At 73.4% G+C, this 19919-nt stretch carries 16 protein-coding genes; 13 read left to right on the plus strand and 3 right to left on the minus strand.

What is annotated here, in order from left to right; genetic code table 11:
- Nucleotides 1-195: 195 nt before the first annotated feature.
- The 3 genes from IEZ24_RS15560 to IEZ24_RS15570 are packed head-to-tail and all read right to left on the minus strand — an operon-like array spanning nt 196 to nt 4818.
- Nucleotides 196-2565, minus strand: a complete 2370-nt coding sequence (locus IEZ24_RS15560; RefSeq protein ID WP_129455082.1) for a transglutaminase family protein — start codon at nt 2563-2565, stop codon at nt 196-198.
- A complete protein-coding gene (locus IEZ24_RS15565; RefSeq protein ID WP_129455083.1) occupies nt 2562-3830 on the minus strand; it encodes a DUF58 domain-containing protein in 1269 nt (422 codons plus the stop codon). Before IEZ24_RS15565 ends, IEZ24_RS15560 begins: the two co-directional genes overlap by 4 nt.
- Complete coding sequence (locus IEZ24_RS15570; RefSeq protein ID WP_129455084.1) at nt 3823-4818, minus strand: AAA family ATPase; 996 nt, start codon at nt 4816-4818, stop codon at nt 3823-3825. Before IEZ24_RS15570 ends, IEZ24_RS15565 begins: the two co-directional genes overlap by 8 nt.
- Before the next feature lie 374 nt (nt 4819-5192).
- Here IEZ24_RS15570 and mraZ point away from each other — a divergent pair, with 374 nt between their 5' ends.
- The 13 genes from mraZ to IEZ24_RS15635 all read left to right on the plus strand — a co-directional run bounded on the left by mraZ (nt 5193) and on the right by IEZ24_RS15635 (nt 19771).
- The gene (gene mraZ, locus IEZ24_RS15575) at nt 5193-5621 is read left to right on the plus strand and encodes a division/cell wall cluster transcriptional repressor MraZ (protein WP_129455085.1); all 429 of its coding nucleotides are present in this window, start codon (nt 5193-5195) and stop codon (nt 5619-5621) included.
- A gap of 290 nt (nt 5622-5911) precedes the next feature.
- Complete coding sequence (locus tag IEZ24_RS15580; protein ID WP_165356075.1) at nt 5912-6073, plus strand: hypothetical protein; 162 nt, start codon at nt 5912-5914, stop codon at nt 6071-6073.
- Between the two features lie 4 nt (nt 6074-6077).
- Nucleotides 6078-7064: a 16S rRNA (cytosine(1402)-N(4))-methyltransferase RsmH gene (gene rsmH / locus IEZ24_RS15585; RefSeq protein WP_129455086.1), complete on the plus strand. Its 987-nt coding sequence runs from the start codon at nt 6078-6080 to the stop codon at nt 7062-7064.
- On the plus strand, nt 7061-7642 hold the full coding sequence (locus IEZ24_RS15590; protein WP_129455087.1) for a hypothetical protein: 582 nt from the start codon (nt 7061-7063) through the stop codon (nt 7640-7642). The genes rsmH and IEZ24_RS15590 overlap by 4 nt, the downstream gene beginning before the upstream one ends.
- A 91-nt stretch (nt 7643-7733) precedes the next feature.
- Entirely contained in the window at nt 7734-9509 is a 1776-nt protein-coding gene (locus IEZ24_RS15595; protein ID WP_242498476.1) for a peptidoglycan D,D-transpeptidase FtsI family protein, read from the plus strand.
- Between the two features lie 17 nt (nt 9510-9526).
- On the plus strand, nt 9527-11107 hold the full coding sequence (locus IEZ24_RS15600; protein ID WP_242498477.1) for a UDP-N-acetylmuramoyl-L-alanyl-D-glutamate--2,6-diaminopimelate ligase: 1581 nt from the start codon (nt 9527-9529) through the stop codon (nt 11105-11107).
- Nucleotides 11104-12510, plus strand: a complete 1407-nt coding sequence (locus tag IEZ24_RS15605) for a UDP-N-acetylmuramoyl-tripeptide--D-alanyl-D-alanine ligase (protein ID WP_129455088.1) — start codon at nt 11104-11106, stop codon at nt 12508-12510. Before IEZ24_RS15600 ends, IEZ24_RS15605 begins: the two co-directional genes overlap by 4 nt.
- On the plus strand, nt 12507-13619 hold the full coding sequence (gene mraY, locus IEZ24_RS15610) for a phospho-N-acetylmuramoyl-pentapeptide-transferase (protein ID WP_129455089.1): 1113 nt from the start codon (nt 12507-12509) through the stop codon (nt 13617-13619). The genes IEZ24_RS15605 and mraY overlap by 4 nt, the downstream gene beginning before the upstream one ends.
- Nucleotides 13620-13626: 7 nt before the next feature.
- Complete coding sequence (murD, locus tag IEZ24_RS15615; protein WP_129455090.1) at nt 13627-15105, plus strand: UDP-N-acetylmuramoyl-L-alanine--D-glutamate ligase; 1479 nt, start codon at nt 13627-13629, stop codon at nt 15103-15105.
- A gap of 31 nt (nt 15106-15136) precedes the next feature.
- A complete protein-coding gene (ftsW, locus tag IEZ24_RS15620; protein ID WP_242498478.1) occupies nt 15137-16474 on the plus strand; it encodes a putative lipid II flippase FtsW in 1338 nt (445 codons plus the stop codon).
- 10 nt (nt 16475-16484) lie between these two features.
- The gene (gene murG / locus IEZ24_RS15625; RefSeq protein ID WP_129455091.1) at nt 16485-17576 is read left to right on the plus strand and encodes an undecaprenyldiphospho-muramoylpentapeptide beta-N-acetylglucosaminyltransferase; all 1092 of its coding nucleotides are present in this window, start codon (nt 16485-16487) and stop codon (nt 17574-17576) included.
- Nucleotides 17573-18985, plus strand: a complete 1413-nt coding sequence (gene murC, locus IEZ24_RS15630; protein WP_129455092.1) for a UDP-N-acetylmuramate--L-alanine ligase — start codon at nt 17573-17575, stop codon at nt 18983-18985. Before murG ends, murC begins: the two co-directional genes overlap by 4 nt.
- Entirely contained in the window at nt 18986-19771 is a 786-nt protein-coding gene (locus IEZ24_RS15635; protein ID WP_129455093.1) for a cell division protein FtsQ/DivIB, read from the plus strand. It begins immediately after the preceding gene.
- Nucleotides 19772-19919 lie beyond the last annotated feature (148 nt).

A 19919-nucleotide genomic window follows, 5' to 3' on the forward strand; every position in this document is an offset into this window, starting at 1 on the left:
TGAGGTGCGCCCACGGGCGCGTCCGGGCGTCCCTGGCCCGACTGGGAGGGGTAGACCGACACTTGGAGGGGGTTGTACACCCCTCCCAGTGACGGACTCCCCGCTCGAGCGGGGAGTCTGCGCACGCGGTGCGGCGCGATCTCGATCCACAGACCCGCGGACAGCCGACCGGACCAGGCGGCGGCCGGGGCAGGGTCAGCCGACGAGCTCGTCGACTGACCGGACGGACTCGTCGGCGGTGGTGTCGCTCCGGGCCTGACCGGCGCGGGTGCGCGAGCGCCAGGACGTACGACGGCCGCCCACCACCGAGGCGGGCCACCAGGCGGCGCGCCGCACGTCGCGAGGCGTGACGCCGGCAGCCAGGGCTTCCTCGACGAGATCGAGGTCGCCGGCGAAGCGGTCGGCGGTGAAGGTCTCCGGGTCGCGGGCGTAGCGGCTCCGCTCGAGGGCGGCGACGAGCCGGTCGAGGGCCTGGGCGGCCTCGGGGGCCTGGTCGCGGCCGCGTCGGGGTCGGTCGGGCCGCGAGCCGTCGCGGACGGGCGTCGCCAGGAGCCTGCCGAGCCAGTCGCCGGCCCGGCGTGGTGAGCGGCCCTCGGGCCACGCGTGCCCCAGGTCGCGCGCGACGTCGCGCAGCTCGACCCACAGGTCCTCGATGTCGCCGGCCAGGCGGCGCCGGCGCCGTGCCGCGCGCGCCAGCCGGGGCGTCATCAGCAGCAGGGCGACCAGGCCCAGGCCCACGAGCCCCGCCAGGATCGGGACCCACGGGATCGACGAGGCGCCGTCGTCGGCGGCCGCGGCCTCGGCGTCGGGCTCCTCGCCGCGCTCCGGCAGCAGCTCGGTCGAGCTGCTGGCGCTCGGCGACGCGGTCTCGGTGACCGCCTCGAACTCGGCCTCGGTGTACTCCGGCGGCTGGGTGGCGCGGGCCTGCGGCGTCGGCTCGAAGCGCACCCACCCCGAGCCGGGGAAGTAGAGCTCGGGCCACGCGTGGGCGTCGCGCGAGGAGAACTCCCACGACCCGTTGGTGGCGCGATCGGGCTCGAGGAACCCCACCGCGACGCGGCTCGGGATGCCGAGGACGCGCGCCATGATCGCCATCGACGCCGCGAACTGCTCGCAGTAGCCGACGCGCTCGTCGAGGAACGCCAGCAGGTCGGCGCCGCCGTCACCCGCCGACGGCACCTGGCCGAGGTCGTAGCGGAAGCCGCCGTCCTCGCGGAACCACTGCTGCAGCACCTGGGCCTTCTGGAAGCGGGTCGGTGCGTCGGCGGTCACGCTCGCCGCGAGCCGCCGGATCTCGTTGTTGAGGGTGCTCGGGACCTCGGTGAAGATGCCGGCCACCGAGCCCGCACCCGAGACGGCGGAGTTCATCGAGTCGGCGTCGTAGGTCAGCTGGACGCCGGAGAAGTCGTACGTGCTGTCGGCGGTGGTGACGTCCTCGCGCGCGGCGATGACGTCACGGGTGTTGACGTCGTAGCGCCAGTCGCTGCTGGCGGCGATGCGAGTCGTCTGCGCGGCGATGGGCAGCCACGTGGAGCGGAAGTCGGGCCCGACGCGAACGTCGTACTTGAACTCGCGGCGCGGCACCTCGAGGGCCACGCCGTCGAGCGGCGGCAGCGCACCCGTCGCCGACTGCGACTCGGGGATCTCGCGGTCACCCGGCGTCCATTCCGAGCCGCTGAACCGGGAGAGCACCGTGTAGCGGAGGTAGCTCGGCCGGGGGCCCGACGTGGTGACCCACAGCAGCGGCACGTCCACGCCGCGGCGCAGGTCGCGGCGCAGGTCGACCATCGGGTCCTGGACCTCGACCTCGCGGGTGCCGGGACCGTTGCCCTCGAAGACGCTCATGCTCATGGTGGGCACGGCCGCGGGCACGACCACCGCCAGGGCGATGGCGGTCGCGCCGAGGGCGAGGGCGGTGTTGGCGATCGCGCCGGTGCGGACCGAGAAGGACCCCTTCTCGCCGTCGGGCGCACGCCCCCAGCTGGTGACGTGGTCGCTGTGCTGGATGAAGACCAAGGTGAGGAACAGGGCGGCGATCACCGCGAAGAGCCACCACGAGACGGCGTCGCCGGTGACGGCGACAGGCAGGGTGTACGCCGCGAGCAGGACGAGGCCGGCCACGGGCGCGCGGCGCAGGGTGCAGGCGATGACGTCGACCAGCAGCACGACCAGCGCGCCACCGATGAGCAGCAGCGGGTGGACCGGCGGTACGCCGAGCTGGACGGGCGCGGCATAGCTGCGCGAGGTCTCGAGCGCGTCCTGGAGGGCGGCGACGAAGACGTCGACGTTGCCGGGCGTCGGGAGGGGCGAGCCGGTCGTCGTCCCGAGGACCAGGAGGGCGCCGATGACGACCTGGGCGGAGACGATGCCGGCGGCCGGGATCCGCTGCCACCGCGCCACGGCCCCCGCCCCGGCGAGGACCACGCCGATGAGGAGCAGCGGGACGCCGACCTCGGCGAAGCCCTCGGTGAGCACGCGCCACGACAGGACGGTGGTCCAGGCGGCGAGCAGGGCGATCCCGGCCATGCGCAGCTGGTGGGGGAGCGTGCTCCACGGGGCGCTCATCGTGCGGCTCCCGCCGAGGCGGTCGCGCGGCTCTGGAGCAGCCCGAGCTCCTGCCACGCGGTGTCGAGGCGGTCACGCGGGCCCACGGTGATGGACCGCCACCCGGTCGAGGTGAGGTGCGCGGCAGCGCCGGGCCCGGGTTGCACGGGCAGGTGCGGTGCCCAGGCGTCGACGTCGAGCGCGATCGCCAGGCTGGAGGACGCGTGGTGCTGGAGCCTGCGCAGGAACGGGAGGTCCTGCTCGCCGAGGCCGCCGAAGATCCCGATGGTGAGGCCGCCGTGCCCGGGCTCGGCCAGCCACTGGGTGTCGGGGGCGGGGGAGTGGTCGAGCTGCACGACCGCGAGGGCCTCGAGGAGCGGGATCGTGCCGGCCCCGGCGGCGTGCGAGTGCCACTCGGTCTCGCGGCTGTCGCCGGAGGCGGTCACCAGGCGCACGGTGTAGCCGTGGTGGGCGAGGTGGACGGCGATCGACGCGGCCGCCGACACGGCGCCCTCCAGCGAGCTGGCCGCCCCCTGGCCGCGGTGCGAGGTGCCACGGTTGTCGAGGAAGACGGTCGCGCGTGACTGCCAGGGCTGCTCCTCGCGCCGCACCATCAGCTCGCCGACGCGGGCTGAGCTGCGCCAGTGGACGCGCCGCAGGTCGTCGCCGCGCCGGTACTCGCGGACGGTGACGTCCTCGGCGCTGCCGGTCGCGAACGCCCGCGGCCGGTTGTCGCCCGACCCCGTCCACGCACCGCCCAGCGGGATGCTCGGCAGCGCGACGGTGCGCGGAGTGACGGTGAGCCGCGAGGTCGCGTGGAACGTGCGCCCGAGCTCGACGAGGCCGAAGGGGTCGGTCACGCGCACGGACATCGGGCCGATGTCGAACTGGCCGCGCAGCTCCGAGCGGACCTGGTAGGTCGCGTGGCGGCGCCAGCCGTGACCGAGGCCCTCGAGCACGAAGCGCGGTCGCGTGCCGAGGACGTAGGGGAGGCGCTCCTCGAGCAACAGCACCCCCGTCGGCGTGCGGGACTCGTTGGACACCGTCAGCTCGACGGTCGCGGGCTGCCCGGCGACGACGAGCTGGGGGGAGACCGTACGCACCAGCGAGAGGCGGTAGCGGGAGCGGCCGACCCACCATGCGGTGAGCAGCGGCAGCACGGCGACGAGGACGCCGATGCGGACGACGGACGAGTGCCCGACGACGATGGCCGCGACGACGGTCGTGATGCCGGCGGCCAGGAACGCCCGTCCGCGGACGGTCAGCGCACCGAGTGCCTCACGCACGGCTGCCACGGGAGTCGGGCGCCGTGGGGACCGGCACGGACTCCACGATCCCGGAGAGGATCGCGGAGGTGGTGCGTCCGTTCATCGTCGCCTCGACGTTGGGCAGCAGCCGGTGCGCGAGCACCGGCGAGGTGATGCCGTGGATGTCGTCGGGGAGGACGTAGTCGCGGCCCTGGGTCGCGGCGACCGCCTTGGCGGCCCGCACGAGGTGCAGCGTCGCGCGGGGCGAGGCGCCGAGGTGCAGGTCGTTGCTGGTGCGGGTGGCGGTGGTCAGGGCCACCGCGTAGCGCTGGACGGCCGGTGACACGTGGACCCGGCCGACGATCTCGATCACCTTGCGGACCTCGCCGGCGTCGGTGACCGGCTCGAGGTCCTCGAGCGGGTTGTGGGCGGTGTGCCCCTCGAGCATCGCGATCTCTGCGGACTCGACGGGGTAGCCGACCGAGACGCGCGCCATGAAGCGGTCGCGCTGGGCCTCGGGGAGGGCGTACGTCCCCTCCATCTCGATGGGGTTCTGGGTCGCGATGACCATGAACGGCTTCTCGAGCATGTAGGTCGCGTTGTCGACGGTGACCTGTCGCTCCTCCATCGCCTCGAGGAGCGCGGACTGCGTCTTGGGCGACGCACGGTTGATCTCGTCGCCGACCACGATGTTGGCGAAGACGCCGCCGGGTCGGAACTCGAACTCGCGGGTGTCCTGGTTGAAGACCGACACGCCCGTGACGTCGGAGGGCAGCAGGTCCGGGGTGAACTGGATGCGCCGCACCGAGCAGTCGATGCTGCGTGCCAGCGCCTTGCTCAGCTGCGTCTTGCCGACCCCGGGCACGTCCTCGATGAGGAGGTGGCCCTCGGCGAGCAGGACCACGAGGGCGGCGTTGACGACGTCGGGCTTGCCGGCGATCACCCGCTCGATGTTCTGGCGTACGGCACCGGTCACCCGGCGCACGGTGTCCAGGTCGGGCGCCTGCCCGGAGAGCCCTGTCGTCACGTCTGTCCGTCCCCTCGTCCACGCTCGTCACCGCTCGTCACCGCTGGTCACCACCGTATGTGGTGCGCGCAACATACCGGTCCGATCGCGCGCATCCTCCACTTCGCTCCACCTCGGGTGGCCGTTCCTCCCCACCGGCGCTCCACCGGCGCTCCACCGGGGTCGAGATCGGCCGATCTGAGCGTGAGGACGGCCTCGTCCACGCTCGTACGCGTCGTCGCCCAGGACCCCACCGGCAGGGCGCGCAGGCGTCGACCTGCCGAAATTCGTGCCTGAGACACGCTCGATCTGGTTGACGGTGGAGTGAAGTGGAGTACTGTGGTGCGAAGTGGGGGACAGGGTCGATCTGCCCGCCGAGCAAGGGGAGGTGCCGGATGTTCTTCGGCACCTACACGCCCAAGCTCGACGAGAAGGGCCGGCTCTTCCTCCCGGCGAAGTTCAGGGACGAGCTGACGGAGGGACTCGTGGTGACGAGGGGACAGGAGCGCTGCCTCACTGTCTGGTCGCTCGAGGACTTCGGGAAGCTCACCGACCGGCTCCGCGAGGCGCCGGTCACGCAGAAGAACACCCGCGACTACGTCCGCATGCTGTTCGCCGCCGCCAGCCAGGAGGTGCCGGACAAGCAGGGACGCATCAACATCCCGGCACCGCTGCGGGAGTACGCCTCGCTCCGCAAGGAGTGCGTCGTCATCGGGTCGATGAACCGGATCGAGATCTGGGACCCGACCGCCTGGGCGACCTACTCCGAGGAGCAGGAGCAGAAGTTCTCCGAGCTCAGCGACGAGGTCTTCCCCGGGATCTGAGAAGCACCGTTCCCAGCACCATCGACGAGCACAGCCTGACAACTCCACAGCCGACATCGCGACCCGCATCACCAGGTCTCGAGCCCGCTCCTCGCGTGGCCATCTGGGGCACTTCCCCGGCACCAGAGGGCACTTCCCAGCGCAGGGGAGCGGGCAGGGACCTGGTGCGGCGGCTCACCCCGTGCCACACGACGGGGGGTGTCAGCCGCACCGCCAACGTCAGCAGCACGTGTCAGCAGCAGCAACCAGCCACCGGCAACAAGACAGCAGCAACAAGTGGGGTCGAGACCATGAGCACCACCCAGCCCTTGGGACGCAGCGCAGCGGCACCGCCGCTGCGGGTGCGCGACCAGGCGCGCGAGGCGGCCGCCCTGATCGCGTTCTCCGCAGCCACGGCCTGCGGCCTCGCCCTGGCGCTCCTCCTGCTGACGCACCTGGGCTCCCAGGGCTGATCACATGACGACTCCCCGCCACGCCCCGGTGCTCCTCGACCGGGTCGTCGCCCTGCTGGCGCCTGCGCTCGAGGCCCCCGGCTCGGTCTACGTCGACTGCACGCTCGGCCTCGGAGGCCACAGCGAGGCCGTCCTGGAGCGACTGCCCGAGGCCCGGGTCGTCGGGATCGACCGCGACCCCGAGGCGCTGCGGAGGTCGACCGAGCGGCTCGCCGCCCACGGCGACCGGTTCACCGCGGTCCACGCGGTCTACGACGAGCTGCCCGAGGTGATCGCCTCGCTCGGCCTCGACCACGTCGACGCCGTCTTCTTCGACCTCGGCGTCTCCTCGATGCAGCTCGACGTCCGCGAGCGCGGCTTCGCCTACGCCGAGGACGCCCCGCTCGACATGCGGATGGACCCCACCACCGGGCAGACCGCGGCCGAGCTCCTCAACACCGCTTCCGCCCAGGAGCTGACCCGCATCCTGCGCGAGTACGGCGAGGAGAAGTTCGCGAGCAAGATCGCCCGGGAGGTGGTCAGGCGCCGCGAGACGACGCCGTTCTCCACCAGCGCCGACCTGGTCGAGCTGCTCTACGCGACGATCCCCGCCCCCGCCCGGCGTACGGGCGGCCACCCGGCCAAGCGCACGTTCCAGGCCTTGCGGATGGCGGTCAACGACGAGCTCGCGGTGCTGCGCCGGGCGATCCCCGCCTCGCTCGAGGTGATCGGCGTCGGCGGCCGCGTGGTCGTGGAGTCCTACCACTCCCTCGAGGACCGCCTGGTCAAGCGGGCCTTCGCCGACGCCACCCGGCTCGACGTGCCGCCGGACCTGCCGTTCGTGCCGGAGGGCGCGGAGCCGGCGTTCCGGCTGGTCACCCGCGGCGCCGAGCAGGCCGACGAGCACGAGATCGCCGAGAACCCCCGCGCCGCCTCCGTACGCCTGCGTGCCGTCGAGCGCGTCCGTCCCCGTTCCACCACCCGCTCCACTTCCCCAGGAGTCGCCCGATGAGCAGTCCCGCCCTCCAGCCACGCACGCGTGTCACCCGCATCGCCCAGGAGGCCGTGGACCGGGCCCGCCTCACGGTGGTGCCCCGGGTGCGGACCCGGGCGCCGCGGGTGCCGTTCGTGACGCTGGTCAGCCTGGTCCTCGTGGGCGGCATCGTCGGGCTGCTGCTGTTCAACACCTCCATGCAGCAGGCGTCGTTCACGGCGTCGTCGCTGGAGACCCAGGCCGACACGCTCGCGGCCCGCGAGCAGACGCTCCGCATGGAGCTCGACGAGCTCCGCGACCCGCAGCGGGTCGCGACCCAGGCCCAGCAGATGGGGATGGTGATCCCGTCCGCGCCCGTCTTCCTCGACCTCGAGTCGGGCACGACGAGCGGGGTGCCCACGCCCGCCACCCGCGAGAACGCGATCCAGCTGCAGCCGCCGGCGCCGATCAAGCCGGCCAACCTCGCCCCGGCGCCGATCGTCGTGGAGGTGCCCGCGGTGCCGACCGTCGAGGAGCAGGCCGCCGCGACGGCCGCCGAGCAGGCGACGGGTGCGCAGGACGGGCGCACCAAGCAGCGCAAGAACCGCAACCGCTGACGGCGCGGTCGCGCCGATCGGCGCACGCACCGACCTAGATTGACGAGCAGGCCGACTCCAGACCGGAGCCGGCCGGAGGAGAGGGAGACCAGTGCCGAGCACCCGCACCAGGCGTGGCGCCTCGCGCGGCGCGCCGATGCTGCGCCTGCGGATCGGGTTCGTCGTCATCGCGATGGTCCTCTCCTTCTTCGGCGCACGGCTGGTCCAGCTCCAGGGTGTCGACCCGCAGTCCTACGCCCTCCGCGCCGCCGCCGAGGGCGCGGCGCGGGTGACGCTGCCGGCCGAGCGCGGCGACATCCTCGACCGCAACGGCGTCCCCCTGGCCGACTCGGTCAAGGGCAAGATGGTGATCGCCGACCCGGCCCTGACCGCAGACTCGGCCCCGGAGCTCGCCCGCCTGCTCTCGGAGCTGCTGTCCATCGACTACTTCAAGGCGCTCACCGCGCTCGAGGGCCGCAACGAGGGCAGCCGCTACGAGTACGTCGCCCGACGGGTGCCGAGCACCCTCGCCGGCGACACGCTCGCCGCTGTCGAGGACGCCGGGTTCGAGGGCATCCGCCTGGAGGACGACCCGATCCGCGCCTACCCCGCCGGCGACGTCGCGGCCAACCTGCTCGGCTACATGGGCACCGACGAGCCCCTCGGTGGCTTCGAGCGCACCTTCGACGAGCAGCTCGCCGGCGTCGACGGCGAGGCCACCTGGCAGTCCAACTCCGGCAAGGGCGTCCGGATCCCGCTGCGCGAGAGCACGCTGAAGGCCGCCCGCAACGGAGAGGCGCTGCGCACCACGATCGACCGCGACCTCCAGTGGTTCACCCAGAAGGTGCTGGCCCAGTCGGTCCGGCAGTACCGCGCCGAGAGCGGCTCCGCCGTCGTCATGGACACCCGCACCGGCGAGATCCTCGCCCTGGCCGACGTGCCCACCTTCGACGCCAACGAGCCGACCGAGGCAGCGTCCCCCGACGACCTCGGGTCGCGGGCGATGAGCGACACCTACGAGCCGGGCTCGGTCGCCAAGGTGCTCACCGCCGCCTCCCTGATCGACGCCGGCAAGGCGTTCCCACGGCAGCGGTTCAAGGTGCCGCCGAACCTCGCGCGCCAGGACCGGGTGATCGGCGACTGGTTCGACCACGGCAACATCCGGCTGACCCTGGCCGGCATCATCGCCAAGTCGTCCAACATCGGCACCGTCCTCGCCGCCGACGCGTTCACACCGGTGCAGCTCGTCGACTACCTCAACCGGTTCGGGCTCGGCCAGCGCACCAACATCGGGGTCCGCGGCGAGACGGCCGGCATCCTCACCCCCGGTGAGGCCATGACGTCCCAGACCAAGGACCGGGTGGCCTTCGGCCAGTCGCTGTCGGTCAACGTCGTGCAGATGGCCGCGGCGGTCAACACGATCGCCAACGGCGGCGTACGCGTCTCGCCGAGCGTGGTCTCCGGCACCGCCGTCACCGACGACGGCGTCACCGTCGGCACCGACGTCGCCACCCGTACGCGCGTCGTCAGCAAGCAGGCGGCCCGCGGCACCGCGAAGATGATGGAGAAGGTCGTCGACCCCGAGGACGGCGTCGCTCCACGGGCCCAGGTGCCGGGCTACCTCGTCGCGGGCAAGACGGGCACCGCGCAGCGGGTGGACGGTGACTGCGGCTGCTACGACGGCAGCACGTCGGTCTCCTTCGGCGGGTTCGCGCCGGCCGACGACGCCCGCTTCACCGTCTACGTCGTGGTCCACGCACCGTCGGTCGACGGCGGCGGCGGCTCGATCGCCGGACCGGTGTTCTCGCGGATCATGGGCTACGTCCTGGGCCGCTACGGCGTGGAACCGACCGGCGGCACGCCGTCGCGTCTCCCCGTCGAGTGGTGAGTCGATACGCTCGGCCGGTGGACCAGCCAGCCGATCCGGCCAGCGCGACGCGCCCGCGCGTGGCCCCGTCGACCTCTGCCGCCGAGCTCGCCGACTGGCTGGCCGAGTCTCCCGACGCCCACCCCGACGCCCACCCCGACGCCTACCCCGACGCCACGGGCGTGGTCCGACACGGAGACCTCGACGTCGCCGTCTCCGGCCTGTCCCTGAGCACCGCGCGGGTGCGCCCGGGAGACCTGTACGCCGCCCTCCCGGGTGCCCGGGCCCACGGTGCGGACTTCGCGGAGCAGGCGCTCGCCGCCGGCGCCGTGGGCGTGCTGACCGACGCCGCGGGCGCGGACCGGCTGCCGGCCGGCACGCCCGCGATCGTCGTGCCCGACCCCCGCCGCGTCCTCGGCCGGCTCGCCGCCCACCTCTACGGAGAGCCCGCGACCGGGTTGCGGGTGATCGGCGTGACCGGGACGCAGGGCAAGACCACGACCACCCGCGTGCTCGAGCAGGGCCTCACCGCCGCCGGCGTGACGTCGGCGGTCATCGGCACGGTCGGCACGCGGATCGCGGGGGAGGCCGTGAAGACCCAGCTCACCACGCCCGAGGCCCCCGACCTGCACGGCCTCTTCGCGGTGATGCGCGAGCGCGGTGTCGACACGTGCGCGATGGAGGTCTCCAGCCACGCGCTGGTGCTGGGCCGGGTCGACGGGGTCGTCTTCGACGTGGCCACCTTCCTCAACCTCGGCCGCGACCACCTCGACTTCCACGCCGACCTCGACGACTACTTCGCCGCCAAGGCCGGTCTCTTCACGCCGGAGCGTGCGTCGGCCGGCCTCACCAACGTCGACGACGAGTTCGGCCGACGGCTCCTCGAGGTCGCCACCATCCCGATGTCGACCTACTCCTCGCAGGGCGCCGAGGCCGACTGGCGCGCCGTCGACGTCGACCTCACGCCCGGGGGTGCGACCTTCACCGTCGTCGGCCCCGGGGTCGAGGTCCCCGCTGCGGTGGGCCTCCCCGGCGAGTTCAACGTCTCCAACGCCCTCGCCGCCATCGCCTCCGCCGCGATGGCCGGCCTCGACCCGCGCCTGGTGGCGGACGGGATCGCGCGGGGCGGCGGCGTACCTGGGCGCCTCGAGCGGGTGTCGGCCGGGCAGGACTTCACCGTGGTCGTCGACTACGCCCACAAGCCCGACGCGCTCGAGGCCGTGCTCGCCACGCTGCGTCCGCTCACCGACGGCAAGGTCGTCGTGGTGGTCGGGGCGGGCGGCGACCGCGACACCACGAAGCGACCGGTCATGGGGGAGATCGCCGCCCGGCTTGCCGACGTGGTGATCGTGACCGACGACAACCCGCGCACCGAGGACGCCGCCTCGATCCGCGCCGCCGTCCTGGCCGGCGCGGCCGGGGCCACGGCCGAGGTCCTCGAGATCGGCGACCGCCGGCTGGCGGTGCGCGAGGCCGTACGCCGCGCCCGCCCCGGCGACGTGGTGCTGATCGCCGGCAAGGGCCACGAGACCGGCCAGGAGGTCGACGGGGTGGTGCACCCGTTCGACGACCGGGTCGTCGCGGCCGAGGAGATCTCCGGGCTCGGGGGCGCACGATGATCGAGATGACCCTCGCGGAGGTCGCCGACGTCGTGGGCGGGGCGGCCCACGGTGAGGCGACCGTCACCGGTGGCGCCTTCGTCGACACCCGTACGCCCGAGCCGGGCGGGCTGTTCGTGGCGATCGCGGGGGAGCGGGTCGACGGCCACGACCTCGCCGCCGCGGCCGGCGACGCCGGCGCCGTCGCCGTGCTGGGCAGCCGGCCCACCGACCTGCCGACCGTCGTCGTCGACGACGTGACCGCCGCGTTGGGCCGTCTCGCCCGCCACGTCGTCGACCGCCTCCCCGACGTCGTGGTCCTCGCGATGACCGGGTCGCAGGGCAAGACCGGCACCAAGGACTACCTCGCCCACGTGCTCTCCGAGGCCGGGACCACCGTCGCCACCCGGGGGAACTTCAACAACGAGCTCGGCGTGCCCCTCACCGTCCTCCGCGCCACCCCCGAGACCCGCTACCTCGTCGTCGAGATGGGGGCGCGCGGCGTGGGCCACATCGCCGAGCTCTGCCGGATCGCGCCGCCGCACGTCGCGGCCGTCCTCAACGTCGGCACCGCCCACATCGGCGAGTTCGGGGGCCGCGAGGCGATCGCGCGCGCCAAGGGCGAGATCGTGGAGGCCCTTCCGCCCGACGGCACGGCCGTCCTCAACGCCGACGACGACCTGGTCGCGGCGATGGCGGCGCGCACGGTCGCCACCGTCACCACCTTCGGCGACGGCTCGGCAGGTCGCGCGCCCGACGTCTCGGTGAGCGAGGTGTCCACCGACGAGATCGGCCGCCAGTCGTTCGAGCTGTCCCACCGCGGCTCCGGGGCCACCGTGCACCTGGCCCAGGTCGGCGCCTTCCAGTGGCGCAACGCCGCCGCGGCGGCGGCGATGGCGCTCGCCGCCGGCCTCGACCTCGACACCGTCGCCGACTCGCTCGCGGACGCCGGGCCGGCCAGCCGCTGGCGGATGGAGCTGACCGAGCGGGCCGACGGGCTGGTCGTGGTCAACGACGCCTACAACGCCAACCCCGAGTCGATGCGCGCCGCCCTCGAGACCCTCGCGGGCATCGGCGCGCGCAGCGGTCGGCGTACGGTCGCGGTGCTCGGCGAGATGCTCGAGCTCGGCGACGAGGCGGCCGCCGCCCACCACGGCGTGGGTGCGTACGCCGCGGAGGTCGGCGTCGACGTCCTCGTCACGGTCGGGCCCGGCGCCGCGGCCGTCGCCGAGGGCTTCGGGGCAGGCGGCACGGCCGGAGTGATCATCCCCACGGCGGGGCGTGACGAGGCCGCCGACTGGCTGCGGCACAATGTCTCGGCTGCTGATGTCGTCCTGGTGAAGGCATCGAGGGGGGCGGCGCTGGAACTGATCGCCGACGACCTCCTCACCCGGGGCGGCAACGAAGGGAGTAGCACGAGATGAGAGCCATCCTGTTCGGAGGAGGACTCTCCCTGCTGATCTCGCTCCTCGGCACCCGCTACGCGATCCGGTTCTTCACCCGTCAGGGATTCGGCCAGCCGATCCGCGACGACGGCCCCACCACCCACCACGTCAAGCGCGGTACGCCGACCATGGGCGGGGCGGTGATCATCCTCGCCACGGTCATCGGCTACTTCGCCGCCAAGCTCATCACCCAGACGGCTCCGACCGCCTCTGCGCTGCTGCTGCTCTTCCTGCTCGTCGGCATCGGCGCGGTCGGCTTCCTCGACGACTTCCTCAAGGTCAGCCGCCAGCACAACCTCGGCCTGCGCAGCCGCGCCAAGATGATCGGCCAGACGGTCGTCGGGCTCGTCTTCGGCTTCCTCGCGCTGTCGCCGACGCTCGAGGACGAGCGGGGCTGGCGCCCGGCGTCGGACCACCTGTCCTTCATCCGCGACTACGAGGGGTTCGCCCTCCCCACGGTCCTGGCGATCCTGCTGATCTGGCTCATCGTCACGGGCGCGAGCAACGCGGTGAACCTCGCCGACGGACTCGACGGGCTCGCCGCCGGCGCCTCGATCCTGGTCTTCGCCGCCTACACGCTGGTCAACATCTGGCAGAACAGCCAGTCCTGCGCCCTCGAGGCCGGCCCCAAGTGCTACGAGGTCCGCGACCCGCTCGACCTCGCCGTCGTCGCCGCCGCGATCACCGGCGCCTGCTTCGGCTTCCTCTGGTGGAACGCCTCGCCCGCCCAGATCATGATGGGCGACACCGGGTCCCTCGCCCTGGGCGGCGCGATGGCCGGCTTCGCGATCATGACGCGCACCGAGCTGCTGCTGGTGGTCATCGGCGGGCTCTTCGTGGCCATCACCCTGTCGGTGATGATCCAGGTCTCGGTCTTCAAGCTCAGCCGTGCCAGCGGCCTCGTGCGCTCGGTCTTCAAGATCCAGGCCGGCCACCGGGTCTTCCGGATGACCCCGCTGCACCACCACTTCGAGATGCTCGGCTGGGAGCAGGTCACCATCGTGATCCGCTTCTGGATCGTCACCGGCCTCGCGGTCGCCACCGGACTCGGCATCTTCTACGCCGAGTGGGTCGCGGGCATTGGCTGACCACCCGATGAGCACCCCCGACATCGAGTCCCTCGGTCGCACCAGCGACTGGTCCGGCGTCCGCGTCGTCGTCGCCGGCTTCGGCGTCTCCGGCTTCGCCGCCGCCGACAACCTGCTCTTCCTCGGCGCGCAGGTGACCGCGCTCGACGAGGCCACGAGCGAGGAGAAGGCCGAGAAGGCCGGGCTCCTCGAGACCCTCGGCGCCACGATCCGGCTCGAGGCGGGCGCCACCGCGGTGCTGCCCGACGGCACCGACCTCGTCATCACCTCTCCGGGGTGGCGGCCCGACGCCCCGCTGCTGGCCCAGGCGGCTGAGCGCGGCGTACCGGTGTGGGGCGAGGTCGAGCTCGCGTGGCGGCTGCGCGACCCCGAGCGGCCGGCGCCCTGGCTGGCCGTCACGGGCACCAACGGCAAGACCACGACCGTGCAGATGCTGCAGTCGATACTCACCGCGGCCGGCCTGCGCGCCGCCGCGGTCGGCAACGTCGGCCTGCCGATCGTCGAGGTGGTGATGGACCCCGAGCCCTACGACGTCCTCGCCGTCGAGCTGTCCAGCTTCCAGCTGCACTACGCGCACTCGATGTCCGCGGAGTCGGCCGTCGTGCTCAACGTCGCCGAGGACCACCTCGACTGGTACGACGACGACCCCGGGGGACCGACCGGGATGGAGAAGTACGCCGCCGACAAGGCGCGCATCTACGAGCGCGTCCAGCGGGCGTGCGTCTACAACCTCGCCGACCCCGCCACCGAGGAGATGGTCCGCGAGGCCGACGTCGTCGAGGGTGCGCGCGCGGTGGGATTCACCCTCGGCATGCCGGCGCCCGGCAACCTCGGCGTGGTCGAGGACCTCCTCGTGGACCGCGCCTTCATCGAGGAGCGCGCGACCAGCGCCGCCGAGCTCTGCACGCTGGCCGACCTCGCCTCGCCCGCGCCCCACTTCGTGGCCAACGCGCTCGCCGCCGCCGCGCTGGCCCGTGCCCACGGCGTCAGCCAGCAGGCCGTGCGCGACGGGCTGCGCGCCTTCCGGCCCGACGGGCACCGCATCGCACACGTCGCCGAGGCCGACGGCGTCACCTGGATCGACGACTCCAAGGCCACCAACCCGCACGCCGCCCAGTCCTCGCTCTCGGCGTTCGACGACGTGGTGTGGGTGGCGGGCGGGCTCGCCAAGGGCGCGCGGTTCGACGACCTCGTCGTCGCCGTGCGCGACCGGCTGCGCGGCGTCGTCCTGCTGGGCCGCGACCGCCACGTCGTGGCCGACGCTCTTTCGCGACACGCGCCCGATGTGCCGGTCATCGATGTGGGCGCCGACGAGACTGGGGACCCCATGGAGCGTGTGGTCGACGCGGCCGCCGGGCTCGCCAGGTCCGGTGACACGGTGTTGCTCGCGCCGGGCTGCGCCTCCATGGACATGTTCACCAACTACGGCGCCCGCGGCGACGCGTTCGCAGCCGCCGTGCACCGACGGATCGCCCGCACCGACTAGTCACCGCCATCGACAGAGGGGAGCGCGAGGAGTGACCACCGCGAACCCCGAGGACGTGAAGGTCGGGTCCGCCGCGGACGCCAGTGCGTCCCCCTCCGTGCCGCTCAAGGTCCGGCCCCCGCTCGGGGCCGGCGTCGTCGCCGCCTCGCAGGGCGTACGTCACACCGTCGCCGGCGGCTGGCGCGCGCTCCGCGAGGCCGTCGACAAGCCGCTCTCCTCCTACTACTTGCTGCTCGGTGCGTCCGCGCTGCTGCTCACCATCGGCCTGATCATGGTGCTCAGCGCCTCCAGCGTCCGCTCCTACATCGTCTACGACGACTCCTACGCGGTGGTCAAGCGCCAGCTGATGTGGGTCGCCCTGGGCCTGCCCGCCGCCTGGGTCGCCTCCCGCGTCCCGATCCGGCACGTACGCCGCCTGGCCTACCCCGGCTTCCTCGTCGCCCTCGTGCTGCTGGGGCTCGTCGCCCGCTTCGGCGTGGTGATCAACGGCAACAAGAACTGGCTCGCCCTCGGGCCGGTCAACATCCAGCCGGCCGAGATCGCCAAGCTCGCCATCGTGCTGTGGGCCGCCAACATCTACGCCCACAAGGAGCGCCGGCTGCGCGAGCTCCACCACCTCCTCGTGCCGGTGGTCCCCGGACTGTTCGCGATCATCGCGCTGGTGCTGGTCGGCCGCGACCTCGGCACCGCCCTCGTGCTCGCGGCGATCCTGCTCGGGATGCTGTGGGTGGTCGGTGCGCCACTCAGGCTCTTCGGGCTCAGCCTGTCGGTGCTCGGCGTCGCGGCCGTCGCCCTCGCCGCCACCGACCCCGAGCGGCTCAACCGCATCACGCACTTCACCGACCCGTTCAAGGACTACACCGACGCCGGCTGGCAGCCCGCCCACGGCCTCTACGCCCTGTCGAGCGGCGGCTGGTTCGGCCAGGGCATCGGCGCCTCCACCCAGAAGTGGGGCGACCTGCCCGAGGCCCACACCGACTTCATCTTCGCGGTGCTCGGCGAGGAGCTCGGCCTGGTCGGCACCCTCCTCGTCGTCGCGCTGTTCTTCACGATCGCCTACGCCGCCATCCGGGTCGCGCTCAGCACCCAGGACCCCTTCGTCCGCTACGCCACGTTCGGCATCGTCGTGTGGCTGCTGGGCCAGATGATCATCAACGTCGGCATGGTGATCGCCGTGCTGCCCGTCATCGGCATCCCGCTGCCGATCGTGTCCTACGGCGGTTCGGCCCTGCTGCCGTCGCTGGTCGCCCTCGGCCTCCTCATCGGGTTCGCCCGTCGCGAGCCGGAGGCGGCCGCGGCCCTCGCCGCGCGCCGCCGCGACCGCTCCGCCGGGCTCTCCGCTGCTCCGTCCTACGACCGCTCTCGATAGATTCACCCTGATGCGCGTACTCCTCGCCGGCGGCGGCTCCGCCGGCCACACCTCGCCCCTGCTCGCCACCGCCGACGCCCTGCGCCGCCTGGACCCGGCGACGGAGATCACCTGCCTCGGCACCCGTGAGGGTCTCGAGGCGCGGCTCGTCCCGGAGGCCGGCCTGCCCCTGGAGGTCGTCCCGCGGGTGCCCCTGCCGCGGCGCCCGGGCCCCGACCTGCTCCGTACGCCCTCCCGGCTGCGCGCCGCCCGCGCCGCGGCGCTCGAGGTGGTCGACCGCGTGCGCCCCGACGTGGTCGTCGGCTTCGGCGGGTACGTCTCGGTCCCGGCCTACCTCGCGGCCCGTGCGCGCCGGCTGCCGATCGTGGTGCACGAGGGCAACGCGATCCCCGGCATCGCCAACAAGCTCGGTGCCCGGATGACGACCCACGTCGCCACGAGCTTCCCCGACACCGCGCTCCCGCACGCCGTCTGCACCGGCCTGCCGATCCGCCGCCTCATCTCCACCATGGACCGGGCCGCGCTGCGAGCCGAGGCGCTGGCGACCTTCGGCCTGCGCGACGACCTGCCGACGCTCCTGGTCACGGGAGGGTCCCAGGGGGCGGCGCGGATCAACGCCGCCGTGTCCGGCGCGGCGTCCGAGCTCGCCGCAGCCGGCGTGCAGGTGCTCCACGTCGTCGGGCCCAAGCACGAGCTGGTCGTCGCGTCCGGGGAGGTCCCCTACGTCGTCGTCAACTACGTCGACCGCATGGACCTCGCCTACGCCGCGGCCGACGCCGTGCTGTGCCGCTCGGGCAGCAACACCGTCACCGAGGTGTCCGGCGTCGGCCTGCCCGCGATCTACGTCCCGCTGCCCATCGGCAACGGCGAGCAGGCGCTCAACGCACGCCCCGTCGTCGACGCCGGAGGGGGGCTGCTGGTCGCCGATGCCGCCCTCACGCCCGAGTGGGTCGCTGCGAGCGTCCCCGGCCTGCTCAGCGACGCGGACCGGCTCGCCGAGATGGGCGCCGCAGCGACCGGAGTGATCCCGCTCGACGCCGACGAGAAGCTCGCCCGCCTCGTCCTCGACGCGGCCCGGGGCGCGACGGGAGCCGCCTCGTGAGGATCCCGGTCCCCGACGAGCTGCTGCCCGCCGCCGAGCTGGGCCGGGTCCACTGCGTCGGCATCGGCGGTGCCGGCATCTCCGCGATCGCCCGGATCATGGCCGCGCAGGGCGTCCACGTCACCGGCAGCGACGACCACGACACGCCGTTCCTGCCCGCCCTGCGCGAGCTCGGCGTGACCTGCCACCTCGGCTACGACGCCGCCCACGTCGGCGACGCCGACACGCTGGTCGTCACCACGGCCGCCCGCGACGACAACCCCGAGGTCGTCGAGGCGCGGCGCCGCGGGCTGCGGATCCTGCCCCGCTCGGCCGGGCTCGCCGCCGTGATGGCCGGCTCCCGCGTCCTCGCCGTGGCCGGCACGCACGGCAAGACCACCACCACCGGGCTGCTCACCTCGGCGCTGCTGGCGGCCGGCGTCGACCCGTCGTACGCCGTGGGCGGGGTGCTGACCGCCACGGGTCGCAACGCCGACGCCGGCACCGACGACCTCTTCGTCGCCGAGGCCGACGAGAGCGACGGCGCCTTCCTCCACTACCGCCCGTTCGCGGCGATCGTGACCAACGTCGAGGCCGACCACCTCGACAACTGGGGCACCGAGGAGGCCTACCACCGCGCGTTCGAGGAGTTCGCCGACACGATCGACCGGTCCGGCTTCCTGGTCTGCGTGCTCGACGACCCGGGCGCCGCCGGGCTCGCCGGCCGGGCCCGCGCCCAGGGCCTCGACGTGGTGACGGTGGGGGAGTCGGCCGACGCCGACCTCCGCATCCACGACCTTGTCCTCGACGGCTCCACCTCCTCGTGCCGGGTCTCGCAGCACGGCGAGGACCTGGGCGAGCTGCGGTTGCGGATCCCGGGGCGCCACTACGTCCTCGACGCCGTCGCCGCCCTGGCGACGGGGCTGCGCCTCGGTCTGCCGTACGCCGCGCTCGCGGAGGGGCTGGGCCTCTTCACCGGCACCGGCCGCCGGATGGAGCTCAAGGGCGAGGTGGCCGGGGTGCGCGTCTACGACTCCTACGCGCACCACCCGGTCGAGATCCGTGGTGACCTCGAGGCCGCTCGCGCGCTCGCCGGGGACGGGCGCGTCGTCGCCGCCTTCCAGCCGCACCTCGTCTCCCGCACCCGCATCTTCGGCGAGGCCATGGGCGTCGAGCTGGGCGCCGCCGACGAGGTCGTCGTGCTCGACGTCTACGTCGCCCGCGAGGACCCCGACCCGGCCGTGACCGGGCTCCTCGTCGCCGACGCCGTACCCCTCCCGGCCCAGCACGTGACCTACGTCGACGGCCTGGGGGCGGCCGCGCAGGCACTCGCCGAGCGCGCGCGCCCCGGCGACCTCGTCATCACCCTCGGGGCCGGCGACATCACGGGCGTCGGGCCACGGGTGCTCGAGCTGCTCGGGGGTGCGTGAGTGGAGCAGGGGACCGTCTCCGACGCCGAGCCGGACACCCGGGCCGGGTCGGCCAGGCAGGCCCGTACGGTCTCGCGCACCCGGCGCCGCTTCGCGCGGCGCCAGTGGGCGCGGCGCTGGCTCTCCCTGCGCTACGTGCTGGCCGTGCTGCTGGTGCTCGCGATCGTCGGCACCGCCGTCCACCTGGTGCTCTTCTCCGCGACGACGCAGGTCAAGCGCGTGGAGGTCGTCGGCAACTCCCTGCTGAGCGACGGCCGGGTCCGCGAGATCGCCGACGTGCCGCTCGGGGAGCAGCTCGCGCTGGTCGACCTCGGCCGCGCCGACGCCCGCGTCGGATCGCTGGCCGAGGTCCGCTCCGTCGACGTCACCCGCACCTGGCCCGACACCGTGCGCATCGAGGTCGCCGAACGCACCGCAGTGGCGGTGGTCGAGCTGGCCGGACGGCTCCGCGGCCTCGACGCGGAGGGCGTCGTCTTCCGCGAGTACCAGCGCGTGCCCCGGGGCATGCCGCGCATCCGGCCCGGCTCCGCGGCCGGCACCGACGCGTTGCGGGAGGCCGCCACGGTGGTCTCGGCGCTGCCGGACGACCTCGCGACCCGCGTCGACCACGTCGAGGTCACGACGATCGACCAGATCACCCTCGTGATGCGCGACCAGCGGCAGGTGCTGTGGGGGAGTGCCGAGGAGTCCGAGCTGAAGGCCCAGGTCGTCGACCGGCTGCTGGCCGCGCAGAAGGCGTCCTACTACGACGTCAGCGTCCCGGGGAACCCGACCTACCGCCCCTGACCCGCAGGCAGGAAACCTGCGCGACCCACCGACACGCGGCGTGTCCGGCAGGGTTTCGGGTCGAGCGCTGCCTATGGTCTAGCGAAAGGCGAGGTTGACATAACTATAACCCTCAGGCTCACGGTTAGGGTTCCGAGCCCGAGGAACA

This window comes from Nocardioides ganghwensis, from assembly GCF_014779655.1.
In the GTDB taxonomy this organism is placed as follows: Bacteria; Actinomycetota; Actinomycetes; order Propionibacteriales; family Nocardioidaceae; genus Nocardioides; species Nocardioides ganghwensis.